Source organism: Shewanella sp. Scap07 (genome assembly GCF_013394145.1).
Classification (GTDB): Bacteria; Pseudomonadota; Gammaproteobacteria; order Enterobacterales; family Shewanellaceae; genus Shewanella; species Shewanella waksmanii.
In genome coordinates this window covers 3,414,566-3,437,933 of the sequence record NZ_CP041329.1, presented here as the reverse complement: position 1 = coordinate 3,437,933, position 23,368 = coordinate 3,414,566, and the positions used below count along the sequence as shown (strand labels likewise).

Annotated in this window: 24 protein-coding genes; 11 read left to right on the top strand and 13 right to left on the bottom strand. The window is 46.0% G+C overall.

Annotation, left to right across the window (positions count from 1 at the left end; all coding sequences use genetic code 11):
• Window positions 1–16: 16 nt before the first annotated feature.
• The 5 genes from FLM48_RS15050 to FLM48_RS15030 form a co-directional block, all read right to left on the bottom strand.
• On the bottom strand, window positions 17–844 hold the full coding sequence (locus tag FLM48_RS15050) for a CBM9 family sugar-binding protein (protein ID WP_256870948.1): 828 nt from the start codon (window positions 842–844) through the stop codon (window positions 17–19).
• On the bottom strand, window positions 819–1,367 hold the full coding sequence (locus tag FLM48_RS15045) for a gluconokinase (protein ID WP_179025195.1): 549 nt from the start codon (window positions 1,365–1,367) through the stop codon (window positions 819–821). The genes FLM48_RS15050 and FLM48_RS15045 overlap by 26 nt, the downstream gene beginning before the upstream one ends.
• Complete coding sequence (locus tag FLM48_RS15040; protein WP_179025194.1) at window positions 1,354–3,768, bottom strand: GH36-type glycosyl hydrolase domain-containing protein; 2,415 nt, start codon at window positions 3,766–3,768, stop codon at window positions 1,354–1,356. The genes FLM48_RS15045 and FLM48_RS15040 overlap by 14 nt, the downstream gene beginning before the upstream one ends.
• A gap of 2 nt (window positions 3,769–3,770) precedes the next feature.
• The gene (locus FLM48_RS15035; protein ID WP_028774620.1) at window positions 3,771–5,129 is read right to left on the bottom strand and encodes an MFS transporter; all 1,359 of its coding nucleotides are present in this window, start codon (window positions 5,127–5,129) and stop codon (window positions 3,771–3,773) included.
• A 242-nt stretch (window positions 5,130–5,371) separates the two neighbouring features.
• Window positions 5,372–6,628, bottom strand: coding sequence for a dicarboxylate/amino acid:cation symporter (locus FLM48_RS15030; protein ID WP_037471579.1), 1,257 nt, complete (start codon window positions 6,626–6,628; stop codon window positions 5,372–5,374).
• A 436-nt stretch (window positions 6,629–7,064) separates the two neighbouring features.
• On the opposite strand from FLM48_RS15030, the gene gltS reads away from it, so the two are divergent.
• Window positions 7,065–8,291 carry a sodium/glutamate symporter gene (gene gltS, locus FLM48_RS15025; protein ID WP_179025193.1) on the top strand — a complete coding sequence of 409 codons (1,227 nt, stop codon included), beginning with the start codon at window positions 7,065–7,067 and terminating at the stop codon, window positions 8,289–8,291.
• Window positions 8,292–8,316: 25 nt separating this feature from the next.
• Here the strand turns inward: gltS and FLM48_RS15020 are convergent, their stop codons facing one another.
• The 4 genes from FLM48_RS15020 to FLM48_RS15005 all read right to left on the bottom strand — a co-directional run bounded on the left by FLM48_RS15020 (window position 8,317) and on the right by FLM48_RS15005 (window position 10,644).
• Window positions 8,317–8,835, bottom strand: coding sequence for an NUDIX hydrolase (locus FLM48_RS15020; RefSeq protein WP_179025192.1), 519 nt, complete (start codon window positions 8,833–8,835; stop codon window positions 8,317–8,319).
• Between the two features lie 115 nt (window positions 8,836–8,950).
• On the bottom strand, window positions 8,951–9,691 hold the full coding sequence (locus FLM48_RS15015; protein ID WP_179025191.1) for a tRNA (adenine(22)-N(1))-methyltransferase TrmK: 741 nt from the start codon (window positions 9,689–9,691) through the stop codon (window positions 8,951–8,953).
• Window positions 9,692–9,701: 10 nt separating this feature from the next.
• The gene (locus FLM48_RS15010) at window positions 9,702–10,370 is read right to left on the bottom strand and encodes an NAD-dependent epimerase/dehydratase family protein (protein ID WP_179025190.1); all 669 of its coding nucleotides are present in this window, start codon (window positions 10,368–10,370) and stop codon (window positions 9,702–9,704) included.
• Window positions 10,371–10,395: 25 nt separating this feature from the next.
• Window positions 10,396–10,644 carry a hypothetical protein gene (locus FLM48_RS15005; RefSeq protein WP_179025189.1) on the bottom strand — a complete coding sequence of 83 codons (249 nt, stop codon included), beginning with the start codon at window positions 10,642–10,644 and terminating at the stop codon, window positions 10,396–10,398.
• A 210-nt stretch (window positions 10,645–10,854) separates the two neighbouring features.
• On the opposite strand from FLM48_RS15005, the gene FLM48_RS15000 reads away from it, so the two are divergent.
• Together FLM48_RS15000 and FLM48_RS14995 are read left to right on the top strand one after the other, a co-directional pair.
• Window positions 10,855–11,559 (top strand): hypothetical protein, encoded by a 705-nt coding sequence (locus FLM48_RS15000; RefSeq protein WP_179025188.1) that lies wholly within the window; start codon window positions 10,855–10,857, stop codon window positions 11,557–11,559.
• Between the two features lie 92 nt (window positions 11,560–11,651).
• Window positions 11,652–11,819, top strand: a complete 168-nt coding sequence (locus FLM48_RS14995; RefSeq protein ID WP_179025187.1) for a DUF2496 domain-containing protein — start codon at window positions 11,652–11,654, stop codon at window positions 11,817–11,819.
• A gap of 101 nt (window positions 11,820–11,920) precedes the next feature.
• On the opposite strand, the gene FLM48_RS14990 is transcribed toward FLM48_RS14995, so the two are convergent.
• Both FLM48_RS14990 and FLM48_RS14985 read right to left on the bottom strand, forming a co-directional pair.
• The gene (locus tag FLM48_RS14990) at window positions 11,921–12,304 is read right to left on the bottom strand and encodes a hypothetical protein (RefSeq protein ID WP_179025186.1); all 384 of its coding nucleotides are present in this window, start codon (window positions 12,302–12,304) and stop codon (window positions 11,921–11,923) included.
• The gene (locus FLM48_RS14985) at window positions 12,305–13,939 is read right to left on the bottom strand and encodes a S41 family peptidase (protein ID WP_179025185.1); all 1,635 of its coding nucleotides are present in this window, start codon (window positions 13,937–13,939) and stop codon (window positions 12,305–12,307) included. It abuts the gene before it with no gap.
• Window positions 13,940–14,138: 199 nt separating this feature from the next.
• On the opposite strand from FLM48_RS14985, the gene FLM48_RS14980 reads away from it, so the two are divergent.
• Together FLM48_RS14980 and FLM48_RS14975 are read left to right on the top strand one after the other, a co-directional pair.
• Window positions 14,139–14,849: a DUF599 domain-containing protein gene (locus tag FLM48_RS14980; RefSeq protein WP_037471292.1), complete on the top strand. Its 711-nt coding sequence runs from the start codon at window positions 14,139–14,141 to the stop codon at window positions 14,847–14,849.
• A 353-nt stretch (window positions 14,850–15,202) separates the two neighbouring features.
• Window positions 15,203–15,955 (top strand): putative porin, encoded by a 753-nt coding sequence (locus FLM48_RS14975; RefSeq protein WP_179026388.1) that lies wholly within the window; start codon window positions 15,203–15,205, stop codon window positions 15,953–15,955.
• A 66-nt stretch (window positions 15,956–16,021) separates the two neighbouring features.
• Here the strand turns inward: FLM48_RS14975 and FLM48_RS14970 are convergent, their stop codons facing one another.
• The gene (locus tag FLM48_RS14970; RefSeq protein ID WP_179025184.1) at window positions 16,022–17,320 is read right to left on the bottom strand and encodes an O-acetylhomoserine aminocarboxypropyltransferase/cysteine synthase family protein; all 1,299 of its coding nucleotides are present in this window, start codon (window positions 17,318–17,320) and stop codon (window positions 16,022–16,024) included.
• A 159-nt stretch (window positions 17,321–17,479) separates the two neighbouring features.
• Window positions 17,480–17,830, bottom strand: coding sequence for a putative quinol monooxygenase (locus FLM48_RS14965; RefSeq protein WP_179025183.1), 351 nt, complete (start codon window positions 17,828–17,830; stop codon window positions 17,480–17,482).
• A gap of 188 nt (window positions 17,831–18,018) precedes the next feature.
• On the opposite strand from FLM48_RS14965, the gene FLM48_RS14960 reads away from it, so the two are divergent.
• The 6 genes from FLM48_RS14960 to nqrE all read left to right on the top strand — a co-directional run bounded on the left by FLM48_RS14960 (window position 18,019) and on the right by nqrE (window position 23,362).
• Window positions 18,019–18,420: a cupin domain-containing protein gene (locus FLM48_RS14960; RefSeq protein ID WP_179025182.1), complete on the top strand. Its 402-nt coding sequence runs from the start codon at window positions 18,019–18,021 to the stop codon at window positions 18,418–18,420.
• A 354-nt stretch (window positions 18,421–18,774) separates the two neighbouring features.
• Window positions 18,775–20,142: a Na(+)-translocating NADH-quinone reductase subunit A gene (locus FLM48_RS14955; protein WP_179025181.1), complete on the top strand. Its 1,368-nt coding sequence runs from the start codon at window positions 18,775–18,777 to the stop codon at window positions 20,140–20,142.
• On the top strand, window positions 20,142–21,356 hold the full coding sequence (locus FLM48_RS14950; protein WP_179025180.1) for an NADH:ubiquinone reductase (Na(+)-transporting) subunit B: 1,215 nt from the start codon (window positions 20,142–20,144) through the stop codon (window positions 21,354–21,356). Before FLM48_RS14955 ends, FLM48_RS14950 begins: the two co-directional genes overlap by 1 nt.
• Entirely contained in the window at window positions 21,346–22,128 is a 783-nt protein-coding gene (locus FLM48_RS14945; protein ID WP_179025179.1) for a Na(+)-translocating NADH-quinone reductase subunit C, read from the top strand. Before FLM48_RS14950 ends, FLM48_RS14945 begins: the two co-directional genes overlap by 11 nt.
• Window positions 22,125–22,748 (top strand): NADH:ubiquinone reductase (Na(+)-transporting) subunit D, encoded by a 624-nt coding sequence (locus tag FLM48_RS14940; RefSeq protein ID WP_028773978.1) that lies wholly within the window; start codon window positions 22,125–22,127, stop codon window positions 22,746–22,748. The genes FLM48_RS14945 and FLM48_RS14940 overlap by 4 nt, the downstream gene beginning before the upstream one ends.
• Window positions 22,749–22,753: 5 nt before the next feature.
• Window positions 22,754–23,362, top strand: a complete 609-nt coding sequence (nqrE, locus tag FLM48_RS14935; RefSeq protein ID WP_179025178.1) for an NADH:ubiquinone reductase (Na(+)-transporting) subunit E — start codon at window positions 22,754–22,756, stop codon at window positions 23,360–23,362.
• The last annotated feature ends 6 nt before the right edge of the window (window positions 23,363–23,368 follow it).

The following is a 23,368-nucleotide window of genomic DNA, read 5'->3' as shown; positions in this document are numbered from 1 at the left end:
CTAGCGGGTATAGGAGCTATTTTACCAAGGTGAGTTTGCCGAACACATCGGCGGTAATGTAGCCCAAGTTTTTGTCACCGTTTTGCGGGGTAATATCGTGGGTACCCACAAAGTGCTCGCGTGATTCACTGCCGTCGTTATCACAATAAGCCAGCATAAAGCCCATCACTTTATCCGCACTGAGTGTCACGCGTGCATGTTGTTGGCTGCGCGTATCCTCCACTTGATATTGGTCTGAATAAACCTTTACCGCTAATTCCCACACGATTTGGTGTGGCGCTACAGCGCTGCGTTGCCATTGGCTGTCCAGGTGATGATTGAGCAGCATTGGCCCGCCAGTTGGTTTGCTGCTTGATGACTCTATCTGGCTTGCTGGACCAAAGTCGACCACCTGATTGTCAATGGCAACATGATAGGCAAAGGCATTGAAATTATACTGGTGCAGACCACCGCTATTATCTTCGTCGATAAATAACTCTAAGCAATCATCATCCCAGTATCGATGTAGTGGATCAGCGTATTGGTCAAAAATAACGTCATCAGTAATCAACACCTGCAAATACAGGTGCTGCTCGTCCCAAATGGCGCGCATTTTTCCGCTAAAGTCATTGGCCGCAGGCAAAGGCCCAATAATAGGTTTATCGATGGCAAGCCATGGGGCTTTATCCCAGAGTTTTGCATCGATTTTACCGTCGATACTCGGGGCGCTAGCAGTATAAGGAGCCTGATAGTTAGCTAACGTTGAATTGCACCCCAGCAGCGCGAGCAACACAAACACCAAACGAGCAACGGTCATATTAGCGCTGCAGTCAGCGTGCTTAGTGTGCTGTTTTATCATTGGCATGCAATATCTCCATCGCTTTGGCTAACAGTTGCTGTGGTGGCAGGCTTTGGCTAATGCAGTGCAGTTGCTCATAGGGACCTGCGGGCTCAAGGGCTTGCAGTTGTGAGTCGAGTAAGCTGGGGTTGAAAAAGTGATTCTCCCTCGCTGAAAGTCGCCGTTTTATTTCATTGACGTCGATATCAAGGTGAATAAAACAGCTATTATCACTCAAGGACAGAAACTGGGCACGGTGATGGGCTTTTAACCCAGAATAGGCCAGTACACAGTGGTTGCCTTGCTGTAACTGCTGTGCCACCACTGCAAGTAATCGTGCTATCCAAGGTGCTCTATCTTGCTCTGTTAACGGGCTACCAGCGGCCATCTTCTGTTTTGCGGCTGGGCTATGGTGGTCATCTGCTTCGATATAAGTTGCGGGTAAATGCTCGGCAATGGCCTGTGCCAAAGCGCTTTTACCGCAGCCAGAGATCCCCATGACAATAATCAATCGCGCTGAGTTGTCCGCTTGCATGTTAACTGAGTTCATGTGTGACACTTACCGGTTGCTGCTGGAGTGGCGTGTTGGTGTTTGTTATCGGCTGGATCACCTGTAATTGATAATGCTGATTGGCGACAATATTGTTAATACGCTGCTTGACGGGGATGCCATCTAATAGAATTTGATAGTCATCGACTTGGGCTTGCTTGATGGTGACATCAAAGGTCGCGTCAGCGAAAGTGCGTTTCAGTTGCACGTATTGCCACTGCTTGGGTAAGTGCGGCGCAACAATAAGCTCACCTTTATGACCTTTAAGACCAATGATCTCTTCAATTAAACAGCGGTATACCCAAGCCACAGTACCAGTGTTAAATAGCTGACTTGATCGTCCAGCATGGCTGGGTATTTGATGAAATGCGCCACGGTAATAGTTTGGAATAAAGTTAGGCAGTTGGTCACGCACTTCTGCATCAGTCAGATTTGGGAACATTAACATCAACTGCTCGAATGCCAGTTGATACTGGCCTACTTGGCATAAGCTGTAGGCATAAAAAGCGCCCGCATGATTGTAAACTGAACCATTTTCAGCGGTACCTGGATACTTCTGTGTCACCCGGCCAATGTCTTCATGCATATGAGTAAAACTGGGGGCCAGCATCATGGCGCCAAACGGCGTGTGTAGCTTATGCTCGATAGCGTCAAGCATCTTTTGTTGTTGCGTAGCGTTGGGGGTGGCTGCAAGCAGCGCCCAGCTTTGGGGGTTGAGGAAAATCTCACCTTGCTCATCAGCGGCGCAGCCAAATGAACGCCCGGCATCGGTAAAGCCTCGGTTGTACCAATCGCCATCCCAACAGTGTTGATTGACCGCTTGGTTAATTATGCTGGCCTGGTTGCGGTAGTATGTGGATTTGGTTTCAAGCGCTAAATCATCACAGATGCTCGCCCATTGCTGTAAGGCGTAGGCGCTAGCTAAGCTCAACCAGGTTGATACGCCTTGACCTTTGTGGCCCACCATATTCATCGGATCGCACCAATCACCTTGTTCGATATAGCTTAGGCCGCGCTCATCACGGCGCTTAAGCAGGTAATCGAGGGCAAGTTCAATATGCTGCAGCACGCTGGCTTGCTGGTCACTGTCAGCAAACGGCAAATTTTGCTCAAGCAGGGCGTAGTCAGCGGTTTCATTTAAATAGGCACGTAAGCAGATAGGTAGCCAAACATTGTGATCGGTATGTGGCACCTGGTTGATGTATTTCAGGCTCGCATTTTCATGCAGCAGTATGCCGTCTGGCATGGCGCCATTACTGTTTTGCTGCGATAAAGCGGTAATAAACACTTGGCGGCTAATGCTGGCATCAATAAAGCACATGCCCAGTGCATCTTGCAGGTAATTGCGGGTTTGCGGATCGGTACTCAACCGGTTGACATCACCGTGGTAAAATACCTGCCTAGGTAACCATTGATTAATGATTTGGTTGATTTGCTCATCGGCGGTTTTAATCTGTAACTTACCTTGCCCGCGGTGTAAATACTGCTGATAATTGCGCTGGTTATCGTCAAAGCTCTCTGGCTGCAGATAATTGGCTTTAAGCTCAGCAATCTCTTGCTTATCTTTGGCGGGCGCAAAAACAAATTGATACTGGCGTGTTGTGCCAGTATCGAGCTGTAATCGATATTGCATAGCGGCAATGGGGGGCTCGTAACAGCTCGGTTTATTGGCTAAAGCTGACTGTTGCAGCGCATCGGGATTATTCAGCCCACCTAAACCCTCAAAGCTATTTGTGTGGGTGGTCCAGCTATCGGGACTGGTATTGGCGATCAGTGCAGTGCAGTCTTTAAATTGATTTTGTTGGTAGTATTGCTCGACTTTTTGATAGGGCGTTACGCTGGTGGCGATGATGGCATCCAGAGCCGGGTCAAAGTCCGCGCCTTGATTCATCCACGACATATAACCAATACTGAAATAGGGGTAAAGGCTTAACTGCCGCGTGTTATCGCTTAAATTTGTTAAGCTAATTTGCCACAGCTCTGCCGCATCTTGACTGGCTAATGTCACGCAGATTTCAATGCTGATATCCATCACTTCAATCGTCCAAACCACTTGATGGCTATAGACCCTGAATTCAAACTTATCCGCTTGCTTGCGCATGGGTTCAAACGGCAGTGAATAGATTGCTTGGTTTTGTTCGTCTTTAAGGTAAAAAAAGCGGCCCGGATGGTTAGCGTAGTAGTGATGTTCCGGTTGCATGAAAGTGGTTGCAGCCAGAGCGGGTCCATGAGAGTACTTCGCAGGCTCCGGCTGCATAAATTGGCCAGTGGCAAAGCCACGGCAGTTGATGTGCAGCATCATCTGCTTATTCCACAAAAAGTGACTGGCGTTAGGCAGACGCAATGGGCTATTTAATGCAATATGGTCCTCTTTTAGCAGGTAGGGCAGAGCGGTAGACATAGTTAAACCTTATTTTGCTCGGTAAACAGTTCGCTTTGTATGGTGCCCATGGTGCTGTTGTTGAGTGGGTACAAGCGAATAATAAACACAGATATCAGGGCAAATAGTGCCGGCAGCAGTGTCATCAGTAATACGATACCTTGCTGTGAACTACTGGTTTGTTCGGTATTGGCCACATAGCCCATTGTGGCGAGCATCCAACCAATAATTCCGCCAGCCAGTGCCCCACCGAGCTTTTGCGAAAATGAGGCCGCTGAGAAAATCATGGCCGTGGCTCTGCGCCCTGTGCGCCATTGGCTGTAATCTGCACTGTCGGCATACATGGAAAAGACCAAGGGCGATTTCGGCCCTAAGCACAAGCCAATGCCAATTTGTAATGCGAACATCAGCGCTATTTGGTCAGCAGGCACCCAGTAAAACAGTGCGGAGAGCACGGTCACCATAAGCATTAAGCCCATGAGTAACTGTTTTTTGTCTATGTAGCGAGTTAGCAGTGGCGTAATTGCTGCGCCAGCTGCTAGAGAGAGCATATATGCCATAGAAAAGGCGCCAATTAAATCGCTGCGTTCAACATAGTATTTGAAATAAAAAGTGCCGCTACTGCCTCGCAAAGAGATGGTAAGCATAATGATGAGTGCGAGGCTAAACAGGACTAACCAGGGTTTGTTTTGGCTTAAATCCCGTAAATCTTGGCGGACAGAACTTGATTGTTTCGGACTTGGAGCAATCCGCTCTTTAGTGGCAAAAAAGCTTAGCGCAAAAAGGCAGCTGGCAAGCACACCATAAAACATCATAGTGAGCTGCCAGCCTAAAGCTTCATCCTTGCTGCCAAAAAGATCAACCAACTCTGGAGTTAAGTATGCTACTAAAGTGCCGCCAGAGAAGGCACCTATAAAGCGAAAGCTTGTCAGCGTGGTACGCTGCTGACTATTGCCGGTGATAACGCCCATTAGAGCGCCGTATGGCACGTTGATAAAGGTGTACGCCAACATCATGAAAATATAAGTGGCGTAGGCCCAAACTAATTTACCCGGCTCAGAGACATCCGGTACGGTGAAGGTCAGCACTCCGGCGGCGGTAATGGGCAAAATGCCCCAGATGAGATAAGGGCGGAACTTGCCCCATCGGGTTTGAGTTCTATCTGCTAACGCGCCCATAAAAGGATCTGACACAGCATCGATGATGCGCGTGACTAACATCATGGTGCCGACGGCAGCAGGTGAGAGCCCAAATACATCGGTATAAAAAATAAATAGGAACAGATCAAACACACGCCAATAGAAATTTGACGCCATATCGCCTAATGCATAACCGGCCTTCTCTTTAAATGAGATAGGTTGCAGCGAATGTGGATTTTCCATGTCCGAGTCCTGTTCGATTGTGTTACTGAAAATAAAATGTAACCGCTTACATTTTTACGTTAACACGTTATTAACAGCTTGGGTAGTCCCTTTTTTGTATCCATGAACATTGGTGGTAATCGTGAGTATTTACATGGGGTTGCTAAATTGGTGGCGATAAGCAAATCACTAAGTCGTTGCGCGCAAAACAAAAATCCCGCCAATATTGACGGGATTTTTAAGGCGGGGGAAAAACTGACCGATTAGGCCGCTTTACCTGCCAAGCTTACTGATTGTGATTCGTGCTGCTCGGTGTGGTCAACAATGGTTACCACTGCACTATCACCCACTACGTTGGTACTAGTACAGAACATATCAATGATTCTGTCTAGGGCTGCAACCAAAGCGATGGCTTCAACAGGTAGGCCCATCTGGTGGATAAGTACCCCTATCATAACAATACCGCCACCAGGTACGCCGCCGGCTCCAATAGAGAGCAAGAACACGCTAAAGGCAAGGACTGGGATTTGCTCCATGGTAATTGGCGTACCAAAAGCGTTACCGACAAAAAACGCTGCCACAGTGATATAGATAGCGGCACCACTCATGTTCATGGTGGCGCCCATAGGAACACCAAAACCAGCCACAGAACGTTTCACACCGAGCTTTTCGGTTAAGGTGCGCATCGTCACTGGAATTGTGGCGTTTGAGCTGGCAGTTGAAAGTGAAAACAGGAACTGTTCACGGGTTTTACGGCGAAAATCTGCAGCACTGATATTGGTGGTGAGGCTGACCACAAATGGATAAACAATTAGTGCCCAAAATGCCAATAGGCCAACAATGACTGCGATGTAACTTAGTACACTGAGGAAAGCTGAAGGATCGAATGTCGCGCCCAGTTTGACCATTAATGCAAAGACACCGATAGGGGCTATCTGCATTACCACGGTGATCATTTTGAGCATGATCTTGTTGCCGTATTGGAAAAAGGCAACTGCTGGTTTTACTTCATCGCCTAAGGCCTTGATGATACCGCCGGTTAGCAGCGCCATGAAGATGATTTGAAGCATATTGCCTTCAGTGAATGCGCGCACTGGATTGCTTGGGATGATATTGACAATCATCTCAATAAAATTAGGTAGTGCCGTGGAGGTTAGGCTAGCATTTTGATCGCCGCTAAGCTGCATACCTGCGCCAGGTGCGATCCATAGGGCTAGACCAATAGAAACAACAATCGCCACAATGGTATTGATAAGGTATAGCGCAAAGGTTTTGCTACCAAGACGTCCAAATGATTTCAGATCTTGTAATTCGACAATGCCAGTCACAATAGAGAAAAATACCAGCGGAACCACCAGCATCATAATCAACTGCACGAACATGCTACCTGCGCCCGAAGCCACGTCAACCAGAGTACCATTGGCGAATTCACTGCCAGTGAACCCATATTGGATTAGTGTACCAAGCAATAATCCGGCGAAAAGGCCGATAAAAATCCGACCTGAGAGCGTTTTGAACATAACCGTTACCTTTCTATTTATTGTGATATCAACCTTCCTTAGTGCGTATCCTTTTGTAGGACAAAAAATACTCCGCGATTGTTTGCCAATGAGCAAGTCCAACCATTTGTATTTAATTGATATTTAACCTTTGTGGTTGAATTCGGTAACAGATTGGCGGGAGGGTGTTAGCGTTGCAGTTACATTTTTACAGCTTATGGTGATTGGTTTTTGCATGGGTTGGTGAATATTAACCTGTGGTTTTGGCAGTTTGTGAGTCTGGTCGCAATAGTGAATGAGCAAGTATGCGCAATGGCAAATTTGATACCTGTGTCAAACTGAGGTTCAGGTTTAACTCGTTACGATTCAATAATATCAGCAGATATGTTTAGCCAAGTATTTGTTATTTTGTGAACATTTTGTAAACTAGAGCCCTGTTAGGATAGGAATTAACTACATGGAACCCCAAGTTGTTGAGATCAAAGATTTTGTTTCTTTCACTTTAGCCATTATTGCGCTATTCGTCGGTAAAAACATTATTGGTCGTTATGAGCTGTTACGTAAGTACAGTATTCCCGAGCCCGTGGTGGGTGGTTTTGCCTGTGCCGCAATTGTCGGCATTTTATATTACGGATTTGATCTACAGGTTGAATTTGACTTGGAAGTGCGTGATATTTTGCTGTTGTATTTCTTTGCCGGTATCGGTTTAAAAGCGGATATAGCCACCTTGCTAAAAGGGGGTAAGCCATTGCTGATTTTATTGCTGCTCTCAAGTAGCTTTATTTTTGTGCAAAACGTGCTCGGTGTAAGTGTAGCGAGTTTGTTTGGCCTCGATCCTAAAGCGGGGTTAATGTCTGGTTCGATATCGCTCATTGGTGGGGTTGGTACCGCTATGGCTTGGACACCAACTTTTGTTGAAGAGTTAGGGATCACCAATGCCGCGGAGCTAGGTATCGCGTCCAATACCTTAGGTTTAATCTCTGCCTGTATCATTGGTGGCCCAATTGCCGCCTATTTGATGAAACGTCACAAACTCACCGCTAGCCATGATAGTGACTTGGATATCGGTTCTAGCCATGGTGCAAGCCAAAGTCTGTCGGTTGACTATTTTGGCGTATTGCGCGCTTGGTTATGGCTTAACGTCACTTTGATTGTGGGCTATTTCATCGACCTCGGGCTAGCGGAAGCGGGATTAAAACTGCCACTATTTGTTGCCTGCCTATTAGCGGGGATTATCATTGGTAATGTAGGGCGCTTTATTCTGGCTCGCCGCGGTAAAATCCATAGTACTTATCTTGAAGAGGCTGGCCGTGGTTTAACACTTATTCAGGATATTTGCCTAGGGATGTTCTTAACCATGGCATTAATGGGACTGAAAATTTGGGAGCTTGAAGGCAGCTTACTGTATATCTCAGTGGTAATGGTGCTGCAAGTGTTGCTCTCTATCATGTTTACCATTTTTATTGTATTTAAAGCTATGGGTAAGGATTATGAAGCGGCGGTGATCTGCTCAGGTTTTGGCGGCGTGACATTAGGGTCGACGGCAACCGCAATCGTTAATATGACCGCGGTATCACAGCAATATGGTGCCGCTCACCGAGCGTTCATTATTGTGCCCTTGGTGTGTGGTTTCTTCATTGATATTGTCAATGCGATGATCATCAACTTCTTTGTTAATTTTTAATATCATCACTGCTGAGTTGAGTGACTTAGTCGATTAACTCAGCAACAATTTGGCGCAGTAAAAAGGTCTCTCGAATAATCGATAGGCCTTTTTTTGGGCTTGCGGCCATGGTGTTGACGTTGTGGGCAATGGCCTGATGGATGTTAATCCAAACGGGTCGCATGCCATTACTAATTTCATGGGACTCGAGTCGAGTTTCAGCCAATTGTGGATCAATTTGGCAAACATAGCAGAATGACTCCATATCTACGCAGTCATAATCATCTTTGTGCCATGGGCGCATTTCACGATATCGACCAAACTCAGAGAGGATACGAATATTGCGGGCGCCAGTTTCTTCTTCAAGCTCACGGATTAATCCGTTTTCAATGTGCTCATTAGCATCAACGCCACCACCCGGTAGGCTGTAATCATCGTAGCGTGCGGTATACAGCAGCAGAATGTCTTCACCATTGATAATAATACCGCGACTTGCTGGGCGGTAAAACTTTCGCCCAAAAGGCGCGCTGAGTTCGGGGTGAACATGAGTATGTAATAGTTGCATAGCGTGGAGGTGGAGCGAGAAAGACAAAAGTAGCGCTACTATACATAGCTAAAAAAACTTGGCAAGGGCGAGGGGGTAAGTACTGTTTGTCTGCCGCTAAGTCTCTTGATCGGCTTTAGCGGCTGAGGTTAAGGCCTTGGTAGGCCGCGATCACTTTATTTAAGTGTTTAATCGCGTTCTGATCAGCTGTTTTTTCAGCGCCAATGAGACGGCGCTGATAATGATCTAGTAGCTTTTGTTGGTAACGCTTTGCCGTGCTTGTCGTTACCGTTGTGGTGTCAGATGTGTTTGCTGGCTGTGCTTGCCAAATACTATCGCCAGTGGCGGTGATTGGCTTGCCATGATGGGTATTGAGTTGCATGATTTCATAAAAGCGTCGGTTCTCTTCGACTAATAGTTCATCAGTGACTAACAGCGGCATAGAGCGAACTTGCTGGCGGACTAAATAAGCATGATTGACAGGGCAGAGAATCAGCGAAAGTGGCGTGTGACGCTGGTGGATAATTGGTTGCAAGGCTTGTAATAACTCGCACATTAGCTCGCCACCTATGCCGGCAATAATCACAACAATGGGTAACTGAGTGGGGTGCTGGATGAGTGGTAACCGGGCAACATCTGCGCAATGTACAAACCAGTTAGGAGCTTGGCCGTTCACGTGCGGGAAGAAACGCTGCAATTTGCCTTCAAGTGCCTGCATAATTTCTGGTACCACATCAACAAAATGCACTTGATGACCATGATTTAACAGCTCTGCTCCTAACAATCCATGGTCGCAACAACAGTCCCATATCTGTGCGGGTTGAGGGCCTATGAGGCTTGCAATGGTATTAAGGCGATGACTTAACTTTATACTCAATCGCTTCGCCCTATGATCCGCGTAGCGCGAGCATATCAAGATTACTAACGGTGCTAATGGGCTTATTGAGCAATAATTGACTATGAAGCAACATAGATTTGGCGACGATATCGGCTTCAATAGGCTGATATTGACGCAGCTTACCAACCATGACGGCGCGTAGATGGGGCATGATGGTTTGGCCAAGGTCTTCAAGTTTGCGACTGTGTGGGCGTGCGCCTAGCAGTAAGCTTGGCTGAAATAGCACTAATTTACATTGATGTTGTCGGCAGTAACTCGCGAGTGCTTGTTCGGTTTCACCTTTTATTCGATTGTAAAACACGCGGCTGTCTGGGTTAGCACCCAATGCGGTTATAACCAAATTGACCTTAGCTTTACAAAGTTGCACGAACGCCAGCACTGCGGTTTTGTCTACTGCGATAAATTGAGCCTGACTGCCAGCCTGTTTTAGGGTTGTGCCTAAGCTGCTGTAACAGTGGTCTATGTGAAACGGTGGGCTGAGTTCACCAATGTCATTGAGCTCACATTGACTCACGGTAACGGTGGTGTCGCCACTGTCGCTTATCTCGGGAGAGCGACGACCCACAAGCCAGATACGTTGATATTGACCGCTGGCTAATAAAGCCTTTAACAGTGCCTGCCCAACCAGGCCTGTCGAGCCTATAATTGCAGCGTTCATTACCACTCCTTAGCGAGTCTGGATGTTAAATAACTTCCATTTCCAAATGGATATCGGTGCACTTCTTTTTGCAAAATACGCCATATAAGCCGGTTTGGGCTTTTTCAGTTGGCACAACCAAGTGCAAAGGCTGCTTACAGATTTCGCACAGCACGGTGTTACCTTTAAATAAACGCTTAATCAGGTTCTTTTGCGCGTTGAAAGATTTGGCTGTCGTACTGTTAATTGCAGAGAAGTCTAGCTTTTGGGTTTTTGCCTCTGGGCTATTGTCCATACTGTTCTCAATGTTGATTGATGCGTTGTTATCAGTATATCCGTGCCAAGGGTGATGCAAAAGTAAAAGTCAGCTTATCTGCTTTAAAATTGGTCAAGGTAGCTGATTTTATCTTTTAGGCGGTATTAGCTTAGTAGCTGCTATATTTTAAACAGTGTTGTGTTAGGTGGGGTTGTTGCAGTTAACGGCAAAGCTAAACAAGGAGTGATTGTGTTAAGGATGATTATTGGGGTTATGTTTGTTGTTTTTTGTTCAAAATTGAACGCTCAGCCGCTAGAGGTTATTGCTGTTGATTACCCCTACTTTACCGAGCAACAAAATCCTCCTGAATACGGCGTGGCGTTTAAGTTATTACGTCAAGCCTTAAAGGACAGTGGCGTACAAGTACAGGCCATATTTTTGCCTCCCGCAAGGGCGCATCAAACTATTAAAAGCCTCAATTGGTGTGCGAGCTTTTATCCGGCGCCGCAAATTACCACAACTGAAATACTCATGAGTTTATCAGAGGAGCCCATTCAACTTGGGCTTTATCGTAAGCGGCAGCCGGGGGAGTTTTCTTGGCGGCAATTGAGTGAGCTAAAAGGCAAGCAAGTTGCTTATTTACGGGCGTTATCTCGCGAAGGGATAGGTAAATTGCTGCAAGAAGCACAAGTTGAATTATTTGATACTGAGACAATCAATCAAGGCATGCTGTTGTTAACTAAAGGGCGGGTTGATTATGCATTTGGTGATAAATATTCGGGTGAGCAGTTTTTTAGCGAAACCCAAATTGATGCTGCGAATTATCAGTTCTCTACCACATTTTTAAGGGAACTCACCGTTGGCGTTTGGTTAAATATGAACTGTGAGCAAGCGGTAAAAATTAGAGATTACTTACAAGACAAGGGATTTAAATTAGCAACAGAAACACCGTAATTACTACCCGCTTGCATAACAGTGCTAAGGCTTGCCTAATTGACACAATCGCTCCACTATATACCAATAGCCTATCAACTTGATTTAATATTATGTCTCACCCTGAATCTGACGCTTTAGCGTCCGCCAGTGATGAAGTCAAACTGGCTGTGGATTTAATCTACTTGTTTGAAACTCATGACATTGCACCTAACACCGCGCTTGCCGCGCTAAAAATTGTTGAAGCGGATCTGATGAGAAAAGCCAACGAGCAAGAATAGTTAGCTTGCAGGCTATTATTATTTGATTAACCCTAAAAAGAAAAAGCCGTATGGTGATACGGCTTTTTTGTACTTCAATTCATTAACTCCCTCAAAGGGAGTTACTGAGGCTGACAGTGCACCTTAAATAACTGTTGGCTTTGCTGGCTTTTGGGGTGTGACACATAACAACGACCGCCCTCTGTTAGCAAGTTAACCTGCTGCGGCATCTCATAGTTACGCCCCATAATCAGTTGGCCATTGACCTTGTGAGCAGTGCGTTCAATGGTGATACTGCTTTGCTGGGCAAACGCCTGTTTGCTAAGGTTCACTTGCTTGAGCGCCAGTAACTGCGCAATGGCTTGTTTCATTTCTTCGGTGCCCTCAGCGCTGTTGTCTGTGCGCAGTGCGGGTTCAGCTTTGTCGGTCAGTGGCGTAGCTGACACCGAGCATCCAACAATTACCGCGGACAGACCCAACACGCACCATCGCGTTATGCTCTTCATCTACTGGCTTCCCATATTGTTGACGATACGGTTGCTCTTCCAGAAGTTCTGTTGGCGAGTATCTTCAATTTTCAACGATGTATCAATAGATTGTACCGTGTTGCTTAGTTGAGGTGCACTACTTGCTATGCTGATTGGACACTGGCCATTATCACGATAATAAAGAGCGGCACTGAGCATACCTTCATTGGTGTCACCAAAGTCATGGGTTAAATCATCGGCAACATCACACCCAGGTAGTTCGCTTGGTAAAGTTGGGTTGCTAACCGCTGCAAACCCATCTGAGTATTCACCAAAGCCTTTGTTGTTTTCACCTTGAAATTGAATGGTGAAATAGGTGGTGCCGCAATTAGGCGTCGGATAAAAACCATAGGGTTTACCACAGGTGGTCGCGCCAATTTGAATGACTTCAATGTCGATGCCGCGCAAACCGTTCATTATTGCTTCACTGGCAGAACAAGTGCCGTTACTGGTGAGCACGAAAACTCGTGGTAAATCTAATACGGGCAAATTTAAGCCTGCTGACAATAGCCCGGTATTAAAGCCGATACTCTCAGTGATAAACGGCATACTCGTTAATGGCTCACCGGTGACTGGGTTGGTATTGGGGTATTTATCGTTAAAGCTGGTGCGCTCAAAAATACGGTCTATGGTGGCTTGCTCACCAGCAATCATATAGCTCAGTTGACTTGCCATGGCTAACAAACCGCCGCCGTTATAGCGTAAATCAAGGACTAGATCATCAATCCCAGCTTGACTTAAGGTGCTTATAGCATCATACAGACCACGCTCAGCTGGTGCGATATGAGAGTTAAATAGCACGTAACCCACTTTCCCTGTCGCGGTATCGATAACTTGGGTCTGTTGTACTGGGGTGGAAACCACGGTTTGCGCCGTAAGCGTTATTGTGCGGTTGTTGACTGAGCCTAAATCACGTACCAAAAACTCGGCTTGCTGGCCTGATTGATTAGGAAACAGACCATTAGTAAGTACCGCTAATTCACTGTCGCTGTTGGCGCTGGCAACATTGACGCCATCAATAGCAACAATGACTGCGCCACGTTGGATATTGGCACTACTTGCCGGTGTGTTTGGCTCAGAGTAAGCGACACTGACTTTTCGCTCTTGTTGATTACTTGCTGGTTGAATGACTATTTCGAAACCATACCCAAAAGAGGCGCCTGACTGGCTTTGTTGTTCCCATATGTCGGTTGGGATTGAGTAGTGAAAATTTGGATTATCTTTTGGTTTGCCCGACGCTGTTAGTTCCTGCGTCATCAACACTGAAAAATATTCTGCAACAGTGTAGGGCGCGGGATCTTGATCCAATATTTCTGAATACCATAAATAGGTATCGTCACTCCATGAGCGTAGCCACAGTTTTTCTGTCATGGCTGAGCCCGTTTGATCGGCACTGCATTGATTAGCAAGCTGTGTATAGGGAGTAAAATCCCCAGCGACCCATTCTGTAGAGGAGTTATTGCCAGAGCCGGTTCCAGAGCCACCGGTACCAATTGAGCCGGTGTTATCTGTATTTGTTTCTGCTGATGTGCTTCCGCCGCCACTACAAGCTGTAAGGGCTAAACAACTCAATACGGCAGCCGTGCATAGGGTCTTTTTCTGGAGTAACGTCATAAATAATCCTTTATTCTGCCCGATTCATTTTACTATTAGAAAACAAGACCATAGTTATATCATAATTTAATTACACTTGTATCTCGCAGTGTATGTGTTTGTTTCAATACCACCACTTCATGAGGCGTGCAGTGTTCATTAACCGCTATTTGCAGTACATTAGATCTAATAGAGTATTAGAGGTTAAGTATAGACAATTATGTTGTTGGACTTGTTAGCAGTCATTTGCTTTTTTAGTTGTTGGATTGGTTACACCCGTTTTGCGCGTAAAAAAGCCAAAACCACTAATTGCATTGCCCGGTGTTTACATCAGCATCGTATCCACTGGATGAATGAGCTGCTTAGTCGAGAAGTGCGTGTCGGCGAGGCGGCATTACTAGCTAACCTTGAGCGTAATATTACGTTTTTTGCATCAACCACTATGCTGGTGCTAGCGGGTGTGTTGACTTTGTTTGCACAGATAGAGCGTCTAGAGTTTGTTATCGCCTCTATTCCATATAGTGCTGCACCTACCGATGCGGTAATCCAAATAAAGCTCGGCTTACTCACCTTTATTTTTGTTTATGCTTTTTTCCTGTTTACTTGGTCTATGCGTCAATATGGTTTCTTAAATGTGATGGTGGGGGCGGCGCCTATTGATCAAGAAGGAGGCAATGAGGCATTGCAACGCTATGCTAAGCAGATGGCTGTGGTGCAAGATCAAGCAGCACATTCCTATAATAATGGTTTACGAGCCTACTATTTTGCGATGGCGGTTCTCTGCTGGTTCTTTCATCCTTTACTGTTCATTTTAGCTTCACTATTAGTGGTTTATACCTTATATAAGCGTGAGTTTAAGTCTCGGGCGGTAGTCGCGATTACCGAAGCGATGAGCATATTAGATGCGCGCAAAGCCCGGCTAGATGAATGAGCGGGCACTTTCCACGAACAAGCCAATGGTGAGCAAATTTAGCTTTCATTTTCATCAGTTGATTTTGCGGTGGTCATTGTACTGTCTAGCCCAAAGTATTACTTTTGCTTAAATCACCACCAAAGGTGTTATTGGTGCAGCTCATTTTTAGTCACTTAACCCAATTAATTTCATTTTCCCTAAAATAGTGTTTTGAATTTTTATCAATGTCGATTATGGTAGCGGCCGCTAGGAGAGCGAAGTCAAGAAATGCCACCCGGATGGCTGCAATGGATTGAAATATAATACGTTTGTATATCTTTACTTTGCGTTCGTCGTGTTCTCCTGGTCTAATAATTAATTAAGGGAATATGATGAAAACACTTACCAAGATTGCGCTACTTACGGCGCTTACAAGCACTCAGGCTTTTGCCGCTCAAGATAACCCATTCCAGCACCAAGCAGGTATTGCCTATAGCGCTAACTCAGAAGAGGTGAGTGATGGCATTTGGAATGCAAACTACCGCTACTACGTGAGCCCGGTTGATCAAGCTAATAGTCCATATGCATTAAACGGCTTTTTAGCTCAGACAACTAACTTTGGCGCGCACTACAGTAATTTTGATGCTGCAGATGCGGAAAACTATGGTGTTGATGGTACTTATGTTTTCGCATCAAAGTGGTTTATTGGTGCGAACTATCATAAATCTGAAGTGGGTAATTTTGACGTAGATACCTATGGCGCGCATTTCGGCTTTTACTTTAATGAAACTTCAGAAGTCGCCGCGTTTTACAACGATGGTGAAGATGGTGTTGAAGAAAGTTACGGCCTACTAGCCCGCAGCTATCTGCCTCTAGCTTCAACCTCGGGTGTGAACTTGCGAGCCGCATGGACCCATTTCGACTCAGATGATCTATTCAATGTTGGTGCTGACTGGTATGTGACCGACTCGTGGGTAGTCGGTGCGGGTTATCACTACAGCGATGACGATGATGGATTTGATGTGCGCACAGCATACTGGCTGCGACTATCTGACAGCTTCTCTGCCAATTTTGCTGTAGCAAAAGTAGTTGATTCTGATTATGACGGCGTAGATATGAGTGTCGGTGTAATAGGTCGCTTCTAATCGTGACTGATATATAATAAAGCTTAAATAGTTAAAGCCAGCGCCGTTGACGCTGGCTTTTGTTAATTAGCTATTGGCTTTAGCAAACTGCAGAGCCTGCTCTACATCGCTAATAATATCGTCTATATGCTCAATACCGACCGATATGCGGATTAAATCTTCGCTGACGCCAGCCTTTGCCAACTCATCGCTATCGAGTTGTCGGTGAGTGGTTGATGCCGGGTGACAAGCGAGTGATTTGGCATCGCCAATATTTACCAAGCGTAAAATCATTTTTAAACCATCAATGAACTTACCGCCCGCGGATTTTGCGTCACTATTGGCACTCGCTTTAATACCAAAACTGATAATGCCTGAGGCTTTACCACCGGTTATTTTCTGACAGTTATCCTGAAAAGGACTGTTAGCTAATGCCGCATAGTTGACCCAACTGATATCGGGATGGTTATCTAGATATTTCGCCAGTGCTAGAGCATTACTACAATGACGCTCCATTCTAAGGGCTAAGGTTTCAAGGCCTTGCAATAGCAAGAACGCACTTTGCGGCGCCAAAGCGGCTCCTGTGTTGCGTAGTGGCACAACTCGACATCGGCCGATAAATGCTGCGGGTCCAAATGCTTGTGTGTAAACAACACCATGGTAAGAAGGGTCGGGCTCATTGAGCAATGCAAAGCGCTGTGGGTGTGCCGACCAATCAAACTTGCCAGAATCGATGATCACCCCACCAATGGTGGTGCCGTGGCCACCGATGTATTTTGTTAGCGAGTGAATGACGATGTCGGCGCCAAACTCAAATGGTTTACACAAAACTGGGGTGGCAACGGTGTTGTCAACGATGAGTGGTACCCCGTGTTGGTGCGCAAGTTCAGCGAGACGTTGAATATCGACAACATTACCTGCGGGGTTGCCGATTGATTCGCAAAAGAGGGCTTTTGTGTTGCCGTCAATGAGTGCTTCGAGTCCATCAAAGTCATCAAAAGCAGCCATTCTGACATCGATACCTTGGCGCGGCAGTGTATGGGCAAACAAATTGTACGTACCACCATACAGTTGGCTTGTACTAACAATGTTATCACCCACTTGGGTCAGCGCTTGTATCGCATATGTGATGGCGGCCATACCTGAAGCGACGGCTAGCGCACCAATACCACCTTCTATCGCCGCAAGCCTTTGCTCTAACACGTCAGTCGTGGGGTTCATTATTCGCGTGTATATATTACCAGGCACTTTGAGATCAAATAGATCGGCGCCATGCTGAGTATCATCAAAGGTATAAGAGGTGGTCTGATAAATCGGCACTGCAGCGGCTTTGGTAGTCGCTTCAGATTGATATCCATGATGAAGTGCTAGTGATTCAAGTTTCATGTAACGGCCCTTGTCGATGAAATGAAACTTGAACATAGCAATTAGACGTCTAGATGTCTAATTTTATCTTGGTAACTTGGTGGCTATCTGTCACTGTATTCATTTCAACGGTAAGGAAGAAAACAAAAAGGCCACTCGAAAGTGGCCTTTGTACGTTGGCTATTCAAATACGGGTGCGTCGTAGTTGTAACCTTCGTCGGAATAAGCGGTGACAATTGCATCTGCTACTAGGCCGTCCTCTGCGACAACTTGGCTATTAAAGAAGTGTTGAATTTGTTGGCGGCGACCATGGGCGGCCCAGCTTTCGCCGTCAGTCCAGATCTCGTTAAACACAATAGGATATTCATTGCGAGTCGCGCTTGGATGATCAATTTGGCGGGTCAAAATGTACTGCATGCAACCTTGTTCACGCAGTGCGTCGGGCTCAAGTGCCTTAAGGACTTCAAATAACTCAGCTTCTTTACCAGGTTTAGGCTTAAATTGGGCCAATACAAATACACGTGATGACATGATGAACTCACTCTAATTAACAAAAAAATCAGTGTATACCAATCCCTTGGCAGCGACCAGTAGCTGCCAAGGTTTCAGTCGTTGATAAATTATCCTGCAGCCCCTTTTAGCGACCTGTACTTGTAAACCTTGGCAATTGCTGCTGATATAGCTGCTATATTAGTGAGTGTTAAAATTAGGAGTTTGATGTGCAATTACGTTATGCAATAGCTTTTGCGGCGCTGCTGACCAGTTTGGCCTGTCAGGGAGCAACCAGCAGAGATTTGATTAAGAGTACCCAGAGCTGGAATGGTGAGCAATTACCAGCCCAAACACTGCAGCAGCCAGAAGTGACTATTAAAGAGATTATTATTGCGCCGGGAGAACGCCTACCTTTACATATTCATCCAGTGATTAATGCGGGTATTTTAGCCAGCGGTGAGTTGACTGTGCACAGTGGTTCACTTACCAGACAGATGGTGGCGGGTGACCCATTAATAGAGTTAGTCAATACTGAGCACTATGGACAAAACAATGGTGATGAGCCGGCAAAGATCATTGTTTTCTATGTGGCTGAAAAAGGTGCTCAGTTGACCGTGGTTTCACCATAGCGATATAAGCGCTAGTCGGTTATGCGCTGGTGGAATCATGGTCGTGTTAACTTTGATTTTTTACCAGCAATGGGTCATTAGGCTGTTATATTTCTGACTTAGTATGCTTGAGATTGCAGCAGAAAATAGGCGGTGAAAAGTTTGCGTCAGCAGGGAAAATCAATGTGTGCGTTATAGTTATAAAACTACAATGTTAAATTGTAAACCGGGTTACCTGTGAGCTGTGCGACAAAAAAAGTGGTTTTTTTGTCATTAAATTACATTTTGCTGTGAGAATGTGACATTTATTGCGGTAATTTAGTTGATTAGCAAGTAACATTACTTATCCAAAACGATTAACGGTTTTTGTTTGTTATGGCAGATAATTCAATTCAAGTAAAAATCATCAAGAAAGGACTCGATGTTCCGATCGCTGGTGAACCCAAGCAACAAATTAGCCCTGCATCCCAACCTAACCAGGTCGCCTTACTCGGTGAGGAATACGTTGGTTTAAAGCCCACAATGCTGGTTGAAGAGGGTGATAAAGTCGCCAAAGGCCAAGTACTATTTGAAGACAAAAAGTCACCTGGCGTTTGCTATACCGCTCCTGCAAGTGGTGTTGTTAGTGCAATTAACCGCGGCGAACGTCGAGTATTACAATCTGTGGTAATTGATTGCGATCATGACGCCGATAACCAAATCCGCTTTGAAGTACCCGAATCTATAGCTGAAATCGATCGCCAGATTGCACAGGATTTACTGGTAAGAAGTGGCATGTGGACGGCGCTGCGTACCCGCCCATTTTCTCGAGTTCCGCAATTAGATGCACAAGCGGCGGCAATTTTTGTCACTGCCATGGATACCAATCCACTTGCCGCTTCCCCAAGGGTGATCATTGCCGAGCAATCGCAAGCCTTTAGTGATGGTTTAGCGATATTAACCAAACTGACTCAAGGACCGGTTTACCTCTGCAGCGACCAAGGTGACCCATTACCTGGACAAGAACAACCTGGAATTGAGCCACGCTATTTTGCTGGCGTACACCCAGCTGGGCTTGTGGGGACTCACATTCACTTTACTTTAGCGGCTAGCATTGAACGACCTGTTTGGCACATCGGCTACCAAGATGTGATCGCGTTTGGCAAATTGTTTACCAGTGGTGAGCTATATACAGACAGAGTTGTCGCACTGGCAGGCCCTAGTGTGTTGAACCCTAGACTAGTTAGAACTCAGCTTGGGGCACAGTTAAGCCAATTGGTTGTTGATGAAATTAAGCCGGGCCATCACCGAGTCGTGTCAGGCTCAATTCTCGCAGGCCACACGGCCATTGGGGCGCTCGATTACCTTGGACGTTTTCATCAACAAGTGAGTGTGCTTGAAGAAGATGCCCAGCACCGGCTATTGCCTTGGATACATGGCGGCACCAATATTTTCTCCATTACACGCGCGGTTGTATCGCGATTTACACGCCAAAAACGCTTGTTTGATATGACCACGCATACCGGTGGGTCTGCGCGCGCCATGATGGCTTTTGGTCAGTTAGATCGGGTTATGCCTTTGGATATCCTACCGACATTATTGGTGAGAGATTTAGTGGTTAAAGACACCGATGAAGCTCAAGCATTAGGTGCGCTGGAGCTTGATGAGGAAGATTTAGCCTTATGTACTTTCGTCTGTCCTGGAAAATATGATTTTGGAAAAGAACTTCGGGCCTGCCTCGACATCATTGAGAGGGAAGGCTAATGACTGATAAAAACAAAAAACACGATGCCCAAGAGGACTATTATGCTCCGGGGCACGCGATTAAAGGTTATTTACGCTCATTAATCGTTGCCAATGGCCGCGCAACCCAAGGTAAAGTGCATGTTCGTGATGCCATCGATGTAAAACGCACCATGACGATGGTTGGTTTGTGCTTATTACCCGCAATTTTGTTTGGTGTTTATAACATTGGATTACAAGCCCAATTAGCGGTAATTGCCGGCTCAGCTACGACTGAGCTGTGGCAACTTATGCCATTTACTTGGTTATTTGGTGGGCTAACTGAAAACAGTGGCATGGTGGCTAAATTTGCTTTTGGCCTGAGTTTATACCTGCCTATTTATTTGACGGCGCTGGTTGTCAGTCTGTTTTGGGAAATTGTGTTTGCCAAAGTTCGCCGTCAAGAACTGCATGAAGGTTTCTTCGTTACCGCTTTACTGTTTACGTTAATTATACCTGTCTCTACGCCATTATGGATTGTGGCTATCGGTATTACCTTTGGGGTGATTGTCGCCAAAGAGATGTTTGGTGGTATGGGGTACAACTTCCTCAACCCAGCGTTAGCAGGCTATGCATTTATCTTTTTTGCTTATCCAACTAAAGTGATGGAAACCAGCCAGTTTGTCGCCGTTGATGGCTTCGCTGGTGCAACTGCTTTAGGTCAAGCCGCTGCAGGTAAGTTAGTCTTCACTGATTACAGTTGGTACCAAGCTTTTACTGACCCCAATTGGCTCAATGCTTTCTTTGGCTTTACTGTCGGGACCATAGGTGAGACCAGCACTTTAGCCCTGTTGATAGGTGGTACATTTCTCATTATTACCCGCTTAGCGGACTGGCGAATAGTAGCTGGTGTGATGGTGGGCATGATAGTCACGGCGGGCTTATTCAATCTGATTGGTTCTGAGAAGAACGCCCTATTTGCCATGCCTTGGACCTGGCATTTGGTCACCGGTGGATTTGCTATTGCAATGATGTTCATGGCCACCGATCCAGTAACCACTTCTTATACACGTCAAGGCAAGATTGCCTACGGTTTATTAATTGGCTTTATGACAGTGCTCATCCGCGTGATGAACCTGAAGATGCCAGAAGGGATCATGTTAGCGATTCTATTTGCTAATTTATGGTCGCCGATCCTTGATTATCTGGTGGCACGCGCCAACATGAAGCGGAGAATGAAACGTAATGGCCTTTAAAAAAGATACGGTCATGGGCACCATGATCTTTACCGTGACTTTGTGCTTGTTATGTTCGTTTATGATAACTGGCACCGCTGAGTTACTAAAAGAGCGTAAGTTGGCGAAACAGCGCGATGAAATAAAACGTTTTGTCCTGATAGCTTCTAATGTTGAGGTAGCCGAAGGTCAAGATTTTCGTAGCGTATTTGATGAACGTGTTACGCCTAAGCTGATTAACCTCAATACGGGCGATGCTGAAGCGATGGCAACTGCTGACATCATGAATTTTGATGAACGCATGGCTGCAATTAACCCGCAAACCGCGACTAAACCCAAAAAAGACACCGCTAGAATTCGTAGCCGCGCTCAAGATGTCAGAGTCTTTGAGGTCAGAGATGACCAGGGCAAGTTGGCTAGTATAGTGCTGCCTGTCTATGGCAAAGGGCTTTGGTCAATGATTTATGGCTACGTGGCAGTAGAAGCCGACTTAAATACCATTGAAAACGTGGTGTTTTATGAGCACGGTGAAACGCCAGGTATTGGCGACTTTCTTAACGATCCAGAATGGACGGACAAGTTCCAAGGCAAGCAGCTATTTGATGACAAGGGCAAAGTGTCTTTCTCTGTTGTCAAAGGTGGCGCTAAAGCTGGCGATATTCATGGCGTAGATGCCGTTAGCGGCGCGACAATGACCGGCCGTGGTGTGCAGCGAGCAATTCAGTTTTGGTTTGGTACTGAAGGGTTCCAAGTCTTCTTCGACAAAATTAGAGCATCGGAGGCAGCAAGATGAGCAAGAATATGGCATCAACCAAAGAGATTCTAGCGACGCCGATATTTGCTAACAACCCCGTTGCGATGCAGGTTTTGGGGGTTTGCTCAGCATTAGCAGTCAGTAACTCAATGCAAACAGCATTAGTGATGACACTGGCGGTAACCTTCGTTTTGGTGTTCTCTAACCTCATCATTTCAACAATTCGTCACCTGATCCCAAACAGCGTACGGATTATTGCGCAAATGACGGTTATTGCTTCCTTGGTGATTATTGTGGACATGGTGCTGCAAGATATCGCTTACGAGCTGTCGCGCCAGCTGTCTGTATTTGTGAGTCTGATTATTACCAACTGCATCATTATGGGACGTGCTGAAGCCTTCGCCATGAAAAATAGGCCGCACATTGCTGTGGTTGATGCGTTGGGTAACGCCATGGGGTATGGCGTCATCTTGTTAGGTGTCGCCTTTGTGCGCGAACTACTGGGTAGTGGCACTCTGTTCGGTCATGAAATATTACAAACCATCGAGAACGGTGGTTGGTACTTGGCCAATGAGATGTTCAAACTGCCGCCGAGCGCATTTTTCCTGATTGGCGTCATGATTTGGGCCATCAATGTTGTTCAGCGTAAGCGAGGATAATCATCATGGAACATTATATTAATTTGTTCGTTCAAGCCGCGCTGATTGACAATATGGCACTGTCTTTCTTTATGGGCATGTGTACCTTTTTGGCGGTATCAAAGAAAGTATCCACCTCGTTTGGTTTAGGTATTGCGGTGATTGTGGTCATGACCTTGGCGGTACCGCTTAACCAAGTCATTTACTCTGGTGTGCTAGCACCTGGCGCCTTGGCATGGGCCGGCTACCCTGAGTTGGATTTAAGCTACCTGCAATTAATTACTTTTATTGGGGTCATTGCAGCCTTAGTACAAATTCTAGAGATGGTGTTGGATAAATACATACCGAGCTTGTATCAAAGCTTAGGGATTTTCTTGCCATTACTGACAGTGAACTGTGCCATTTTTGCTGGGGTGATTTTCATGGCTAACCGTGATTATACATTGGCTGAGTCAGCGGTGTTTGCGGCGGGTTCTGGTTTAGGCTGGGCGATGGCAATTGTAATGTTAGCGGGGCTAAGGGAGAGGATGAAGTTTCATGCTATTCCTGAAGGCTTGCAGGGCATAGGTATTACGTTCATAACCACGGGCTTAATGGCACTTGGATTTATGGCATTCTCTGGCATTGCAATTTAAGAGGTA